General features: G+C 63.7%; 11 protein-coding genes and 1 pseudogene. 4 read left to right on the forward strand and 8 right to left on the reverse strand.

Annotated features, from left to right (window positions below):
- Positions 1–19: 19 nt before the first annotated feature.
- Complete coding sequence (locus AC07UR_RS31270; protein WP_209792640.1) at positions 20–5,491, reverse strand: autotransporter-associated beta strand repeat-containing protein; 5,472 nt, start codon at positions 5,489–5,491, stop codon at positions 20–22.
- On the opposite strand from AC07UR_RS31270, the gene AC07UR_RS31275 reads away from it, so the two are divergent.
- Positions 5,483–5,710: a hypothetical protein gene (locus tag AC07UR_RS31275; protein ID WP_494700355.1), complete on the forward strand. Its 228-nt coding sequence runs from the start codon at positions 5,483–5,485 to the stop codon at positions 5,708–5,710. The genes AC07UR_RS31270 and AC07UR_RS31275 overlap by 9 nt on opposite strands.
- Positions 5,711–5,928: 218 nt before the next feature.
- Here the strand turns inward: AC07UR_RS31275 and AC07UR_RS31280 are convergent, their stop codons facing one another.
- Genes AC07UR_RS31280 through AC07UR_RS31305 form a run of 6 tightly spaced genes read right to left on the reverse strand, consistent with a single transcriptional unit; the run spans position 5,929 to position 11,001 of the window.
- Entirely contained in the window at positions 5,929–7,026 is a 1,098-nt protein-coding gene (locus tag AC07UR_RS31280; RefSeq protein WP_209792637.1) for an amino acid ABC transporter permease, read from the reverse strand.
- Positions 7,023–8,216, reverse strand: a complete 1,194-nt coding sequence (locus AC07UR_RS31285; RefSeq protein WP_209792635.1) for an ABC transporter permease subunit — start codon at positions 8,214–8,216, stop codon at positions 7,023–7,025. The genes AC07UR_RS31280 and AC07UR_RS31285 overlap by 4 nt, the downstream gene beginning before the upstream one ends.
- 7 nt (positions 8,217–8,223) lie before the next feature.
- Complete coding sequence (locus tag AC07UR_RS31290; protein WP_209792632.1) at positions 8,224–8,733, reverse strand: protein-tyrosine phosphatase family protein; 510 nt, start codon at positions 8,731–8,733, stop codon at positions 8,224–8,226.
- On the reverse strand, positions 8,730–9,350 hold the full coding sequence (locus tag AC07UR_RS31295) for a GntR family transcriptional regulator (RefSeq protein ID WP_209792630.1): 621 nt from the start codon (positions 9,348–9,350) through the stop codon (positions 8,730–8,732). The genes AC07UR_RS31290 and AC07UR_RS31295 overlap by 4 nt, the downstream gene beginning before the upstream one ends.
- On the reverse strand, positions 9,347–9,928 hold the full coding sequence (locus AC07UR_RS31300) for a protein-tyrosine phosphatase family protein (protein ID WP_209792629.1): 582 nt from the start codon (positions 9,926–9,928) through the stop codon (positions 9,347–9,349). The genes AC07UR_RS31295 and AC07UR_RS31300 overlap by 4 nt, the downstream gene beginning before the upstream one ends.
- A gap of 29 nt (positions 9,929–9,957) precedes the next feature.
- Positions 9,958–11,001, reverse strand: a complete 1,044-nt coding sequence (locus AC07UR_RS31305; protein ID WP_209792628.1) for a transporter substrate-binding domain-containing protein — start codon at positions 10,999–11,001, stop codon at positions 9,958–9,960.
- A 106-nt stretch (positions 11,002–11,107) separates the two neighbouring features.
- On the opposite strand from AC07UR_RS31305, the pseudogene AC07UR_RS31310 reads away from it, so the two are divergent.
- The 3 genes and pseudogenes from AC07UR_RS31310 (at position 11,108) to AC07UR_RS31320 (ending at position 14,329) form a co-directional block, all read left to right on the forward strand.
- A pseudogene (locus tag AC07UR_RS31310) lies at positions 11,108–11,312 on the forward strand (type II toxin-antitoxin system prevent-host-death family antitoxin).
- A 587-nt stretch (positions 11,313–11,899) separates the two neighbouring features.
- Positions 11,900–12,829 (forward strand): DUF535 family protein, encoded by a 930-nt coding sequence (locus AC07UR_RS31315; protein WP_494700357.1) that lies wholly within the window; start codon positions 11,900–11,902, stop codon positions 12,827–12,829.
- A 510-nt stretch (positions 12,830–13,339) separates the two neighbouring features.
- Positions 13,340–14,329: a sodium-dependent bicarbonate transport family permease gene (locus AC07UR_RS31320; protein WP_209792613.1), complete on the forward strand. Its 990-nt coding sequence runs from the start codon at positions 13,340–13,342 to the stop codon at positions 14,327–14,329.
- A 53-nt stretch (positions 14,330–14,382) separates the two neighbouring features.
- Here the strand turns inward: AC07UR_RS31320 and AC07UR_RS31325 are convergent, their stop codons facing one another.
- Positions 14,383–15,294 (reverse strand): hydrogen peroxide-inducible genes activator, encoded by a 912-nt coding sequence (locus AC07UR_RS31325; protein ID WP_173422376.1) that lies wholly within the window; start codon positions 15,292–15,294, stop codon positions 14,383–14,385.
- Positions 15,295–15,320: the final 26 nt, after the last annotated feature.

Genomic DNA, 15,320 nt, shown 5'->3' on the forward strand with positions numbered 1-15,320 from the left:
CAGTCAATTGGGTTCACCTTCAGAACTTGACGTTGAGGTTGATGCGGGCGGACTGGTCGGCGATGTCTGAGGCAAACTGGCCGGCATAGGTCACGCCGATCGTTGCGTTTGGCGACAGCGCATAGTCGAGGCCGGCTTCGACCACCGCAACGTTGCGAGCAATCGGAACCCCCGCGGTCAGGAAGACGTCGCCGCCTCCGGCAAAGCGCATCGTCGAAAGCGGCACCGTATCGCCGAAGGCGTGGCGCCAGCCGGCCATGCCGTTGACCGTTACGGCCGCGCCGTTGAGGTCGAAGGTGCTCGAGGCGCGAAGACCCAGTGTCGTCAACGTCGATTCCGCCGTGTCGCCCTTGCTGCCGAGTGCCGCCGCCCCACCCCTCTCGGCGAAGTCATCCGTATGAACGCTGACGTGAGCGAGATTGGCGAAGGGCTCGAGCCGAGCCGTGCCCATGGCGAAGCCATAGCCGAGTTCGCCGAAGACTTGCGCCGTGCTGGCGTCGTAATCGCCGCTCAGAGTGTCGCTGAACCCGGGGGTCGTGACCTTCCGCGAGGTCGAGACGTCGTGCCAGGTGTAGGCAGCACCGGTCCGCAAGGCGAGATCGCCCCAGCTGGCGCCGCCATAGAGGCCGGCGTGATAGTTTTCGCTCGAGCCGGAGGAGGAGCGTTCCTTCACGTCGAAACTGGTGTGGCTGTAGCCCGCGATCGCGCCGAAGCGCCACTTGTCGAACGCCGGGACGTCCGCGCCAGCGAAGAATCCACCCGTCGAGCGGTTGAGACGTGCTGCGTTGCCGTCGCCATCCGTGTGCCCCCAGGAGCCGAAGCCCTGGCTCCAGAACGCCAGACGATCGGTTGTCGCCTCGACCGCGACCGGCTTGCCGCCGACATAGCTCGTAACCGTGCCGTTCGAAGCGCCGGCACTGTCGAAGGCCGCGCGAAGGCGTTCGTTGATGGCATTGCGGGCGAAGCGACTGTCTTCGATGAGCGCCGACTTCGCCGAAGCGTGGATCTCGCCCGAGAGCTGGTCGAAGGCGTTTCGTGCCTGTGGTGCCGACAGGTTTGTGATGGCGTTGTAGACCGGATTGCCTCTCCCAAGGCTTTCGACTCCGTCGCCGGTGGCGATCTGGTTCGGCGTTGCACCGACGCTGGAGAAGTCGATATTGTTGCGGGTCAGCTTCAGATAGACGTTGCTGGCGTCGTAGCTGAGCGAAGGATCGAGGAAGGCGAGGTTCGAGCTCACGCCGCTGAAGCTGCCGCTCCGACCGCCATTGGCGGTCACGATTGTGTACTTTGTCTCCGGCGCATAGCTGCCCGTGTCCGCCAGCACCTTGACCGAGCCGCCGGCGATGGTCGCCGTGCCGCTGGCAACGATCCTGTCCGACTGGCCGGCCGCGTTCACTTCAACCTCGTAGATCGAGCCGGAGTTGAAGGTGAGATTACCGGCGACGTTGAGCGTGCCGATCGAGTTGCCCGGGGCGATCGTGCCCGAAACGCGCACGTTGCTCGCCGCACCGCTGCCTTGAAGGCGGCCGTCGGCCAGGACGTCGACGGTGCCGCCAAGTGAGCCGTTGACCGCCAGCGTGCCGTTCTCGACCGTTGTCGCCCCGGAAAAAGCGGAGGAATTGCCCGTCAGGGTGAGAAGGCCCGCGCCAGCCTTTGCGAAGCTGCCACTGCCGGAAATCACACCGCCATAGCTGGTGTTGACGGCCTGGTCGAACGTCAGGGAAGCGCCCGCGGCGAGGGCTGTGTTGCCGCCGAAGCGCTCGGCCGACGTAACGAGCCTTCCCGCCTGGACCGTCCAATCGAGTGACGACATGCCGGTCAGGCTCAGAGCACCGGCGCCCCGCTTGATCATCCGGCCGCCCGAGCCATTGAGTGCTCCTATGTCGCCGGCAAAGGCGGCGTTGGTCGTCTGATCGAAGACGACCGTTCCGGCGTTGCCGACCTTGCCCGAGATCGAGTCGGCATTGCCGATCAGCGTACCGGCCGCAACCAGCGTGTTGCCGTAGGCGTTGGCGCCGTTGTCGAGCCGCAGCGTGCCGTTGCCCTGCTTGATCAGGTCGCCGTTGCCCGACAGGCCGCCCGTCAGCCCGAGTTCGGTTCCGGCGGCGATGTCGAAGCGCCCCGCCTGCGTCAGGGCGATCGAGCGAGCAGTGTCGAAGCTCGCGGTGGTCGCAAGCGCACCGCCGGTGAAGGAAACGCCGCCCGAAGCTGCACCGAGATTGGCGTCGCGCGAGATCGACAGCACACCGCCCACGATCGTGGTGCCGCCCCTATAGGTGTTGTCGCCGCTAAGAGTGAGCGCACCGGCGCCGGCCTTGGCCAGCGACGTGCCGTTCCAGCCAAGCAAGGGATTTGCCGTCTGGTCGGCGAGCGCCGTTCCGACTGTGAAGGTGTCGGCCGCATCCGTCAGCGTGAAGGTGCCATGGGAGAGATTGTTGCCGGCGGTCCAGCTCAGCCCATAGCTTGCGAGGTACTGCAGGCTGTCTGCCGATTTGCGGCCGGATACGGTGAGATAGTCCACCGTGCCGATGAAACCACCTACGGTGACGCTGGCGAAGTCGCCGCTTATTCCAGAGCGGGTGTCTATCAGCACCTTGTCGAGTTGGCTCGCATCGTTGATGCCGCCGATGTTGAAGGCGACGCCATTGCCGATCGTGACGCGGTTGGCGGTCAACGTGGGGCTGTTCGTGCCGGCGACGATGGACAGCGCGGTGTTGTCGGCGAGGGTGACTGCCCGCTCGACGGTCAGGGTCGCCGGCGTCTGGATCGCCAACGTGCCACCGGTCACGGTCAGGTTTCCGCCCAGAGCGTTGCTACCGCCGGCGCTGCCGTCGCCGAACTGCAAGCGCCCACCGGAGACGGTGGTGTCGCCCATATAGGCATTGTTGCCGGTCAGGACCGTCGTACCTGAACCGATCTGCCGCACAGCGCCGCTGCCCGAGATGGCGCCGGCGAAGGTGACCGCGTCGCTGCGGTTGAAGGCGAGCACGCCATGGTTGACGACGTCGCCGATGATCGAGCCGGCCGCGCCGCCGTTGCCGAGTTGCAGCGTCCCACCCGCGACCGTGGTGCCGCCAGTATAGCTGTTGTCGCCGGTCAGGACCGTCGTGCCGGAACCGTTCTGCCGCACCGCGCCGTTGCCGGAGATGGTGCCGGCGAAAGTGACCGCATCGCTGCGGTTGAAGGCGAGCACGCCATTGTTGACGACGTCGCGGACGATCGATCCGGTCGCGCCGCCGTTGCCGAGTTGCAGCGTACCGCCTGAAATCGTCGTTCCGCCGGTATAGCTGTTGTTGCCCGTCAGGATCGTGGTGCCCGTACTCATCTGCCGTACCGCACCGTTGCCCGAGATGGCGCCGGAGAAAGTAACTGCATCGCTGCGGTTGAAGGCGAGCACGCCATTGTTGACTACATCGCCCAGGATCGAGCCGGCCGCACCGCCGTTCCCGAGTTGCAAGACCCCGCCCGAAATCGTTGTGCCGCCGGTGTAGCTGTTGCTGCCCCTCAGGATCGTGGTGCCCGTACCGATCTGCCGCACCGCTCCATTGCCCGTGATGGCGCCCGAGAATGTGACCGCATCGCTACGGTTGAAGGCCAACACACCGTCGTTGACGACATCGCCCAGGATCGATCCGGTCGAACCGCCATTGCCGAGTTGCAAGACGCCGCCCGAGATCGTCGTCCCGCCGCCATAGCTGTTGGTGCCGGTCAGGGTGAGCGTGCCCATGCCGGCCTTGGTCAGTGACGTGCCGTTCCAGCCCGTCGCGGGGTTCGCCACTTGGTCGGAAAGTGCCGCGCCCACCGTGAAGCTGTCGGTGGCATTGGTCAGCGTGAAGGTACCGTGGGCGAGATTGTTGGCGGCGGTCCAGCTCAGACCGTAGCTGGCGAGATATTGCCGGTTGTCAGCTGATTTGCGGGCGGACATGGTGAGATAGTCCACTGCGCCGCTGAAGCCGCCGACGCTGACGTTGGCGAAGTCACCGCTGATTCCAGAGCGGGTGTCTATCAGCACCTTGTCGAGCTGGCTCGCGTCATTGATGCCGCCGATGTTGAAGCCGACGCCATTGCCGATCGTGATACTGTCGGCCGACAGCCCGGGGTTGTTCGTGCCCGCGACGATGGATAGCGCAGTGTTGTCGGCAAAGTTCACGGTCTGTGCGACGTCCACGGCCGCCGGCGCCTGGATCGCCAGCGTGCCGCCGGTCACGGTCAGCTTGCCGCCGAGCGTATTGCTTCCGCCCGCGCTGCCGTCGCCGAACTGCAACTGGCCGCCCGCGACAGTGGTGTCGCCGGTATAGCTATTGCTGCCGGTCAGGACGGTCGTACCTGATCCGATCTGCTGCACAGCGCCGCTGCCCGAGATGGCGCCGGAAAAAGTGAACGTATCGCTGCGGTTGAAGGCGAGCACGCCGCCGTTGACGACATTGCCGGTGATCGAGCCGGTTGCGCCGCCATTGCCGAGTTGCAGCGTGCCGCCTGAAATCGTCGTGCCGCCGGTATAGCTGTTGCTGCCGGTCAGGATGGTGGTGCCCGTACCGATCTGTCGTACGGCTCCACTTCCCGAGATGGCGCCTGCGAAAGAGAAGGCATCGCTGCGGTTGAAGGCGAGCGCGCCGTCATTGACGACATTGCCGATAATCGAGCCCGACGCGCCGCCGTTGCCGAGTTGCAGCGTGCCGTCTGAAATCGTGGTGCCGCCGGTATAGCTGTTGCTGCCGGTCAGGATGGTGGTGCCTGAACCGATCTGCCGCACCGCGCCGCTGCCCGAAATCGCGCTGGAAAAGGTGAGCGCGTCGCTGCGGTTGAAGGCGAACGCGCCGTCGTTGACCACATCGCCCAGGATCGAGCCGGTCGTGCCGCCATTGCCGATCTGGAGCGTGCCGCCTGAAACCGTCGTGCCGCCGGTGTAGGTATTGGTGCCTGTCAGGGTGGTGGTGCCTGAACCGGTTTGCCGCACCGCGCCATTGCCCGAGATGGCGCCAGAAAAGGTGACCGCGTCGCTGCGGTTGAAGGCCAAAATGCCGTCGTTGACCACATCGCCCAGGATCGAGCCGGTCCCGCCGCCATTGCCGAGTTGCAGCGTGCCGCCCGAAATCGTCGTGCCGCCGGTATGGGTGTTGCTGCCGGTGAGGATGGTGGTGCCCGTACCGATCTGCCGCACCACGCCGCTACCCGAAATGGCGCCGGCGAGGGTGACCGCGTCGCTGCGGTTGAAGGCCAAAATGCCGTCGTTGACAACATTGCCGGTGATCGAGCCGGTCGCGCCGCCGTTGCCGAGTTGCAGCGTGCCGCCTGAAATCGTGCTGCCGCCGGTGTAGCTGTTGCTGCCCGTCAGGATCGTGGTGCCCGTACCGATCTGCCGTACAGCGCCGCTGCCGGAAATGGCGCCGGCGAGAGTGAACGCATCGCTGCGGTTGAAGGCGAGCACGCTGTCGTTGACGACATCGCCGGCAATCGAGCCCGCCACACCGCCATTGCCGATTTGGAGCACGCCGCCCGCGACCGTGGTGCCTCCCTGCTGGCCGCGGCCTATCAGCAGTTGGGCCGAACGGACGAAGCCAGGGCGGCCCTGGCGCAGGCCATGACGCTGAGGCCGGGTTCGACAGCGCGCAATCTGCCACCGCCCACCAAGAACACCAGTCCGGTTTATCTCGACGCGACCGAACGCCTCGTGGGCCTGATGATCGCTGCCGGGTTGCCTGCAGATTGACCGGCGTCCGAGCAGCACAGTCGGGCCGGTGGTGGGCGCCAACGTTTCTGTGCCGGCACGCTACCGGATCCGCCGTGGGCCTATGCCAAGGGCGTGATCTTGGACTTCTGACGGCCGAGTAAACCCACGGACAATTTGCTCGTCGAGAGCGGCATGTTGGGAGTCGGCGTCGACACAGCAGGCCGGAGCTGCAAGAGAATGTCGCTGCCGCGTGGGTATCAGGCGCTCCGATTTCGGCCTTTCGCCGCCCGTGCGGCGAGCCGTCGGCCGATCCAGGAAAGGTAGGAGCAGGAGATGAGGAACCAGACGCCAACGAAGACATAGGCCTCGAGCGCCTGATTGCCCCAGGCGACATCGCTGAAGGCCATGCGAGCGGTGGCGCTGAGATCGTGCAGGCCGAGGATCACGACAAGGGATGTGTCCTTGTAGGCGCCGATGGTGCTGTTGACGAGGGCGGGCATGGCCCGCTCGATTGCCTGTGGCAAAAGCACGAGGCGGGCGGTCTGCCAGAAGCCGAGACCGAGCGAAGAGGCTGCCTCATGTTGACCGGCAGGCAGTGCCATGAGGCCGCTACGCACATCCTCGGCGAAATAGGCGGCATGGAAGAAGACGAGGGCGATGAGGACCGCGATGATCGGATCGATGGCCGTGCCCTTGGGGAGCGTCAGCGGCAGCACGAAGACACCGACGAAGAGCAGCGTCACCATCGGCACGCCACGCATGATCTCCACATAGGCGCCGGCGGCGCGGTGCAGCAGCCGATGACGTGTCTGGTAGCGGGCGAGCGCGAGCAGCACTCCGACCGGCAGGGCGAGGGCGAGCGCGATGGTGGACAGGATGAGGAGGATCGGCAGGCCGTTCCACCTGGTGGCATCGACCGGAACGAGACCGAGAATGCCGCCGCCCATCAGGGCGAAGGACGCGGCGATGCCCGCCAGCCAGAGTCCGGCGGTGAGCTTCATGTTCAGCCAGCGCCCACTTACAGCCATGTGGCCGGTGGCGATGGAAAGACCGATCAGCAGGAGCGAGACGAGCATCGGCCGCCACTGCTCGTCGAACGGATAGGTGCCGAACAGGATGAAGCGGGATTTCTCCGCCCAGAAAGGCCAGCAGGCGCCCGCGGCCTCGACACAGGCGGACGGATCGGCAAGGGGCGGCACGGCCGAGAAGACGAGCCAATCGGCAATGGCCCATAGGAGGGTGAGGGCGAGGCCACCGCTTGCGAGGGACAGGAGGCTTGCGCCCGGTCGGGAAAGATGCCTCCGCAGCCAGGCGGAAAACCGGCCGAAGCCGATCGATTGTGTCGCTCCGCTCATCGTCCATCCCTCCCTTCCCGCGCGCGGATACGGGCGCTCCAATGGTTCAGCACTCCGGTGAGTACAAGGCAGAGCAGCAGGTAGATCGACATGGTGATCAGCATGGTTTCCAGCGGCCGGAAGGTCTGGTTGATCGCGGTGCCGGCGACCGACATGAGGTCGGAATAGCCGACGGCGATGGAGATGGAGGTGTTCTTCAAGAGGTTTGCGAACTGGTTGTTGAGCGGAGGAACCACGGTGCGCAGCACCTGCGGTACGACGACGAGACGGGTTGTCTGGCCGCTCCTGAGGCCGAGCGCCGCCGCCGCCTCGATCTGGCCGCTCGGAACGGCCTCGATCCCGCCGCGCAGCACCTCGGCAATCTGCGCGCCGTGATAAAGGCCGAGCGCGACCGCCACCGTACAGAACTGGATGGAAAGCGCGATGCCACCCTCGACCGAGAAGCCTTCGAGCGTCGGCCACGAGAGACCGAGCGGCGCTTGCAGCGCGGTGGCGAGTACCCCGGGGACGACGATGAAAAGCGCAAACGCGACGGGCAGAACGGGCAGACGCCGGCCGGTGAGGGCCTGACGCCGGGCGGCGCGGCCTGCCCAGAGCCAGATGAAGGCAGGGACCAGAACAAGGCTGGCGAGGAGCAAGGTCCTGTTGCGCGGATCGTCGGAAAGCCAAGGCAGGTAGATCGCCCGGTTGGAGATCGTGAAGGGGCCGAGGACCAATGCCTGTCGGATCGCGGGCAGGCCGTTCACCGCGGCGATGAAGATGACGAGCAGGACAAGTATCTTCGGCAAGTTGCGGAAGAGTTCGACGTAAGCAAGCGCGAAGAGGCGGGCGAGCGGCGCGGAGCTGACGCTGAGAAGCCCAAGCAGCAGGCCGGCGATGCAGGCGATGACGAGACTGGCGAGGGCTACGGCGATGGTGTTGGCAAGGCCCGCAAGGATCGCCCGCAGATAGCTGTCGCTCGCGCCATAGGGAACGAGCGTTTCGCTGAGATCGAAGCCCGCCTGCTGGGTGAGGAAGCCGAAGCCCGGCTGGATGCCGGCCGCCGTCATGTTGGAATGCACGTTGTAGGCGACAAGGGCAAAGGCCGCGAGGATCGCAAGGCCGACACCGATATCGGAGAGAGAAACGGCAGGGCCTGTCTTGGGAGGACCGTCGTGCGCGGAGTGAGGAGGGGGCAGCTTCCGGTCCATGGGGCGCTCAGGAGTTGGTTTCGGCAGGTAGGGCGAAACGGGTAACCAGTGCCTTCTGCGCTTCGGTCTCCGGCCCGGAGCCGCAGCTGGCGACAAGTGCGGTGGCCTCCGCGGTATCGAGGCCGAGTGCGCGAAGGATGCAGATGGCGAAGGTGCCGGTGCGGCCGATGCCGGCCGCGCAATGCACGAAGACCCGGCCGCCGGCGGCAAGCGCCCGCGCCGTGTCGCCGGCGATGGCGAAGAGCCCGGCCTCGTCCGTGGGGACGCCGAAATCGGTGATCGGGAAGCGGGCGACGGGGATGTCGATCTCCCCGGCGAGAGCGGCGGCATAGCCGGGCGCCTTCTCCTCGATTTCTGCGAGCGGAGTGAGGCTGACGATACGGGTGATTTTTTGCGCGTGCAGATCGGCGAGGTCGTCGTCAAAAGGGCGCAGCCGGCCGGGCATCGGGCCGAGCCAGAGCGTGCCGGCAGTGCCGGATGGCAGCCGGAGAGGGCGAAGGAACGCTGTTTCGGTCATGCGGTTTCCGCTGCGAGCTCGGCGAAAAGGGCGGCCGGCGTCTGCGCGGTCGCAACCGCTGCGACGGTCGTGCGCAACGCCGAAAAGGCGGCTTGGATATCCGCATGCGCAACCTGGATGCGCCAGCGGATTACCCGCCAATGCAAGGCGGCGTGTGCTTCGGCGGCGATCGGATCGTGCACCAGGCCGGAGACGAGATCGAGGAATAGGGCACGGATGGTGAAGTAGCTCTCGAGGGGAGCATCACCGGGATTGGCGGCAAGTTCGCCGATCGTGGCGAGCTGGATGCGGGAAGGCATCGCAAAGGCCGGGGCGCAGCAGCGCGTGCAAAGCCGAAGCATGTCCGACAGCATGGAGAAATGCAGGTCGCGTTTGGCCGAATCAAGCGCGCTAACCATCGTGCCGACGCCCGAGCGGGTTTCCAGGAGATGCTCGAAGGAGAGCCGCTGCAGAACCTGGCGGATCGGCGTGCGGCTGACGCCGAATTCCTGCGCCAGCTTGCCCTCGTGCAGCATCATCGGCGTGTCGGGATGGGTCATGCAGATGCGGAAGCGCAGCTCCTGCAGCATTTCCTCCGAACGGGGTGGACCGGATCTCGATGTTTGCGGCAAGCTCACGCTTTCCCCTCTCCATTGCTTTGGTGCGCCAGCGCGCAATTGTTATTCCGGATATGCAGCCAGTTTTCCTGAGGCGGGCTTTCGACCGATTCCGGAAAGCCCTGGCGCACCGTCGACAGGGCCTCTTCGACCGAAAGGCCCTGTCCATTGAGAATATGAGCGGCGACCATGCCGCTGCGCCCTGCGCCGTAGCTGCAGCAGAGCGCAACGGCCCTGTCCTGCGCAAGCAGCGCCGAAACCTGTCCTTCCAGCCGTTGCCAGGCCCGCATCCACGCCGCGCCGGGCGCGGAAAAATCGTCGATCGGCAGGGCGGCAAAGGCCATGCCCGTCTGCTTCACGCGTTCACGTAGCTGGAGGCGGAAGCCGGGCGGGCAGTCGCTGTCGCGCGCCAGGAAGAGGAAAAGAGCGGTCCCGCAGGCGACGAGCGCCTGGAGTGTCTCGTCGATGCCGTCTGGATCGATCCAGATCTCGCCGCGATGATCGATCGTGACGCCCGGCGCGCCGAGGGTCACGAGGCGTCCGCCGCCGGGGCAGTCGACGATGGCGCGGATGAATATGGGATCGTCGATATCCGCCACGCCGCCGTTCCTCGTTCTTGCCGCTCGCTTCACCGTATCGGATAGGCGTACATCAAGCCACCTTTGCTGGCCGATGCGTTCTGGCTGCCTTCGCGCTTCAGCTTGAAGGGCGTCTCCGGGCCGAGATGGCGGTCGAACACTTCTCCGTAGGAGCCGACCTGCTTGATAACCTGGTAGGCCCAGTCGGCCGGCAGTTTCATCTTGGCGGCCATGTCCGCGGTCGCGCCATCCTTGGCGAAGAGACGCTGCACCGCCTTCGGCTGCTTGTCGAGATCGGCGATGGCGGCATCGACATTGGTCGAATTGATGCCGAGCTCGTCGGCATTCAACATGATCTGGAAAGCCCAGCGCATGGCCTTTTCCAGTGTTTCGTCCGGCTGGGCCACCAGCGTCAGCGGCTCGGCGGAGATGATTTCGGGCAGGAGCTCGTAGTCGTCGGGATTCTTGGCAAGGCGGCGGTCGGCGGCGAGTGCCGTCATGTCGGAGGCGTAGGCGTCGCACTTGCCGGCGAAGAAGGCCTGCAGGCGCGCCGTCTTGTCAGCAATGTTCTCGACCTTGTACTCGAAGCCATGGGCGGCGAACCAGTCGGCGATGTTGAGCAGCGTCGTCGAGCCGTCCTCGGCGCAGATCGTCGCACCCTTCAATTCCGTGGCGGATTTCACGCCCAGCGCCTTCGGTACCATGAAGCCTTGGCCGTCATAGAATGTGGTCGCGACGAAAGCGAGGCCAGGATCGGCCGAGCGTGTCCCAGTTTCTGTGACCGAGCGAGAGGCAATGTGCGCTTGCCGGGAGACCAGGCTCTTCAGCGAGTCGGAAAATCCGATGCCGCGAATATCCGCCTTGCTCGCATCACCAAGGATGGCAGCGGCCGCCATGCGGCAAAAGTCGGCATTGAAGCCTTGGAAGACACCGGAGCTGTCAGGCACGGAAAAGCCCGGCGCACTGGGGCTGACCAGGCAGACGAGCTTGCCGCTCGAGACCACCTCATCGAAAACCGGACCAGCCTGAGCATGGGACGTAAGGGCAAGGCCGGCGGCGCAGGCGAGCGCTGCCGCGAGATAAGACCGAAGCATGATGTTTCCCCTCCTTAGTCAGGCATAGACAGCTATACCTGTATACAGCTATACCGTAGAAGTGGTTTTCCCTGCTGTCAACGGGGTAATAACCTGGAACGAATTTGTGGAACGGCAGCTGCGGGACGCCCAGAACCGATCCTCGAAGGAAGTGCAGATGGCGCCATGAAGGGCCACAGATTGTGACGCTGCGCAGCGAGCGGACGGCCGTCGCAAGGTCCGCTCATGACTATGACGCTTTGCGCGCCGGCCGGCCAACGCTGGTCGATGATCCGCTCTGCGGTCGCGCTTGGGACGATCTGCATCAGTGATGCGGTGAATGTAGAGCCAGCAGATCCTGGTCGAATTCGTCGTCGGCATGCAGATGTTGAAGGCATCGGCGATCGAGCCTGTCGTCGCCCCGCAGTCACCGGCTGGCGACCGTGCGCGCCTGCAACCGCATCATCGGCATGTAGGAGGGCACGTCGTCGAAGTCGGCAATCATGATCAGTTGCAGGCGCAAGGATGGTTTCCATGCCCATCCGTGGCGGCTGCAGAGCGGTCGGCCTTTCTTAAAAAACGGCTTGCCTGCAAATTTCGGGGGGGGGAGCGGTTTCGGAAGCGGCAGGAACGCGACAATTGCTCGGCAACCCCAGGAAATGATCCCGATCAAAATGGCATGCTCTACCGGCGGGCCGCATGAGGCTCCGAATGCCTCTGTGTGCAGCTTAACGCCCTCAATCCTTTGTCAATTCTCCACGCTATGCCGACACGTCCTTGACCGTTCTGCCTACAACCTCAGCGCATCCGTTCTTGTAAGGATCATCATGTGCTCAACCGTGAGCGAGGCCAGAACAGTGCATTGGGGAAGACCTCAGAGACGACGCGTTTCCTTGGTCCGATCCATCCGCGCACCACAGTGTCGTTGGGATGGTCATGCTTTGGCCGTTTAGGCCCATCCACTCCCAGAGAGAAGCGTCGTCTGTGGTTGGGCATTCTCCGATCGCCAGTGAGTACGCTACGCTGGCTTGAAAAGCTCCATGTGATCACCGAGCAATCTCTCGTCGAGACTATACCGTTCGATTTGGCGGCCAAGCCTGCACGCAGATTTTTGCTAAACCGGCTCCGACCTGCGCAACGTTCTCGACTGCTTGCCTCTCACTACGACGTCCTCCTCGACACGCTCGGACCCGAAGATGTCCGAGCGTTGCTGACGGACGGTGGGCTCATCCTTTCGACACTCGTCGGGCGAACCGGTACTCGATATGAGCTCAGGCTGGAGCGGAGTTCCAGGTGGCTTGCCAAAGAAGGTGAGTTGAGTTGTCGATTGCTTACGGTGGACGGCGGAATCACCGTTGCCACGCTCAGCTTCACTATCGGAACGATTGTGGAGGCAGGCCCAGTCTTCCTATGGGTGGGAGGACTGCAGGGCTGCCCCAAGAAGTACGGCAAACCGTTTACAATCCAAGTGACGCGCGATCTTTTCGGACTGAGACCGAAAGACCTGTTGATCCATGCACTATACCAACTGAAAGTATCTTTCGCTGCCAAGAGCATCATGGCGGTTTCTAACGTCGGTCACGTCAGTTTCGACGTCCGGAGCGGAAGAAGATGGATGGCGGATTACGACCAATTCTGGGTCGAGCTTGGTGGTGTTGCGCGTGACCGTTACACTTTCGAATTGCCTTCATCTCGCAGCAGACGATCTATCGAGGAGGTCGCCCCATCGAAGCGTTCGGCTTGGCGGCTACGTCAGGCTCTAATCGATGAGGTGCGCAGTGACATCAGCAATTGCACTTCAAGTCGGCTGAGCAGTGTAAAAAGATCGCTCAGCGGTAGCGGAAGCTAGCCGTCGCTGTGTTTAAGCATGGCACGTTGGCCCCTCTGGCGGGCGTAATACGATTGCCTGTGTCCGGCGGGCCTTCCATGTCCAGGGCTGGTCGATGAAGAAGATCACAGACAACCGACTGTCTGATACGCCCCAGCTTTCGTGGACCGCTTCGCTCAGCTTTAGGCAGCCGCGGGCCGATCGAATGCACCGTGCCTACTGAAATCGAGGATTGCCGCAATCTGTCTTTGGCCGCGTTCAAGGCGCGCGTCGAACGACTGGCACTCATGCAGCCGGGACGAACGTCGCCATCGTCAAGCCTTCATCAATAGCCGCAATCTATTGCGGTTATAGCGACTATGAATTTGCCCTATGCCTGACGGCGTGGCAATTGCTCCGACCGAAGGGGCGGAAACGAACGCGTCCCACGGAAGTAAACGACTGCAAGGAGCCGTACCTTCGCAGGTTTGGAGCGGCACGACTGGGCTCGTGCCGCTTCTTTTTTTGAGAACCCCAATCTGACGGCATCACATGAATCTGTATCTATCCATCGTCGAGCAGAACCTTCTCTCGGCACCCGTACTGTTCTTTTGTCTTGGTTTCGGTGCCTCGCTTCTGGGCGCGTCGATCGCTTTGCCAAGCGGCGTTTCAAAGATGATCGCGATCTACCTGATGCTGGCGATCGGTTTCAAAGGAGGGGCCGCGGTCAGCATGGGTGTACTGTCGAGCGAGGTGCTTCTGTGCCTGTTCGTCGGAGTGGTTCTGTCGGGGGCGACGCCGTTTGCCGCTTTTCGCTTTCTCGGATACGTTTCGCCCCTGCCGGCAACCGAGCGGGCGGCGATCGCCGCGCACTACGGGTCGATTTCGATCGTCACCTTCACGGCGGCGACCGATGCCTTGATCCGATTGGGCCTCGAATTCAGCGCCACGATGGCTGCGGTGGCTGCCGCCATGGAAGCGCCCGCCATCATCAGTGCCGTCTATCTCTTGCGAAAGGCCGGATCGGAAACCCGCTCAGACGGTCAATTGGCCAAACAGTCCGTCATACGAGAAGTCTTCTTCAATGTGACGATCGTTGTCCTCGTCGGCGCCTTTGCCATTGGCGCGGTGACAGGCAAGAATGGCCTCTCGGACGTCTCCGGGTTCCTGGTGGATCCATTCAGGGGTGTTCTTTGCCTCTTCCTCCTCGACCTGGGGGCTGTGGCAGGGCAGGGACTGCGCACCGGTCGGCGCTCCCTCAGTTGGCCGCTCATGTTGTTTGCAGCCTGGATGCCGGCGCTGTCTGCTGCTCTCGCGTTCCTGTCGGCATTGGCTTTTGGTCTGTCGCATGGCAACGCGGCATTGTTGATGACCCTTGCGGCCAGCGCCTCCTATATCGCGGCACCCGCCGCGATGCGCATGGCAGCGCCAGATGCGAGGCCCGAGATCTACCTGACCATGGCACTCGGCGTTACGTTCCCGCTCAATCTGCTGGTTGGAGTGCCACTTTACATCTCGATAGCCAGTATTCTTGCCTCCTAAGACACTGCAGCAGGGAGGCCTGATGGACACGCTAGGCGCGGGTCGCGCACCAATCAGGCAATGCCCTTCTCGCGGGCGACTGCATCCGCTTCGCGCGCGAGGATCTCATAGTGGCGCTGTCGCCCGCTGTTCTCGCGCCAGTAAAAGCCAACCTCGCGACGGGCCGCCCAGTCCTCGATCTCAATCAGCCTGACATCGTCGTCCTTGCGAAACTCGGCACGCGCATAAAGCTCCGGAAACAGCGAGCAGCCCATGCCGATGGAGACCATCTGCCGGATGGAATCGAGACTTGTACCTTCGTAATCATCGATGACGCGGGCATCGGCAGCCGCCGCAAGATGGCGCACATTCTCAAGCAGCCGGTGACCACTTCCAAGCGCCAGAAGCGTCTCTCCCCGCAGCGCTCTTGTCTTGACGGTCGTCTGTGATGCCAGCCGGTGCTCGGCAGGCACGCCGAGAAAGATCTTCTCGTCTCCTATGCGCCGGAACCTCAGGCCCGAACGTTCCGGGGCCGGCCCCAGGCCGCAATCGACCGTACCTTCGGCGACCGCCGCTTCGATCCATGCCGGCCGATCCTCCCGGATATAGATCTTCAGGGCTGGGAACTTCCGATGAATCCCTGGCAGGAACCCTGGAAGAAAGTAGGGACCAAACGTTGGCGCCGTGGCCATTCGAACCAGGCCGCCAAGACTTTGAGTGTCCTTCAATGCACCTTCGACAAGATCATCGACCGTCGCGAGCGCCATGCGAGCGCTTCGCGCGACGTCCTGGCCCGCCGGGGTCGTAACCACGCTTGTCGAGGTGCGTTCGAACAGCGTTACCCCGAGGGATTTTTCAACGAGCCCAATCTGGACCGACAGGGTGGGCTGGGAAACGTGGCAGCGCTTGGCGGCTTTGCCAAAGTGCCGCAGCTCGTCGAGGGCCGCAATGTATTCGAGCTGGCGCAGGGTCGGTCGATAAGACATGCGTCATTGATAATCACTATCGCCGT

The organism is Ensifer sp. GW821-FHT05G01 (assembly GCF_059419585.1).

What these genes read in the sequence shown, in the direction of transcription:
- AC07UR_RS31280 (WP_209792637.1), bottom strand. Translation starts at nt 7,026, where the DNA reads ATGAGCGGAGCGACACAATCGATCGGCTTCGGCCGGTTTTCCGCCTGG.
- AC07UR_RS31285 (WP_209792635.1), bottom strand. Translation starts at nt 8,216, where the DNA reads ATGGACCGGAAGCTGCCCCCTCCTCACTCCGCGCACGACGGTCCTCCC.
- AC07UR_RS31290 (WP_209792632.1), bottom strand. Translation starts at nt 8,733, where the DNA reads ATGACCGAAACAGCGTTCCTTCGCCCTCTCCGGCTGCCATCCGGCACT.
- AC07UR_RS31305 (WP_209792628.1), bottom strand. Translation starts at nt 11,001, where the DNA reads ATGCTTCGGTCTTATCTCGCGGCAGCGCTCGCCTGCGCCGCCGGCCTT.
- AC07UR_RS31320 (WP_209792613.1), top strand. Translation starts at nt 13,340, where the DNA reads ATGAATCTGTATCTATCCATCGTCGAGCAGAACCTTCTCTCGGCACCC.
- AC07UR_RS31325 (WP_173422376.1), bottom strand. Translation starts at nt 15,294, where the DNA reads ATGTCTTATCGACCGACCCTGCGCCAGCTCGAATACATTGCGGCCCTC.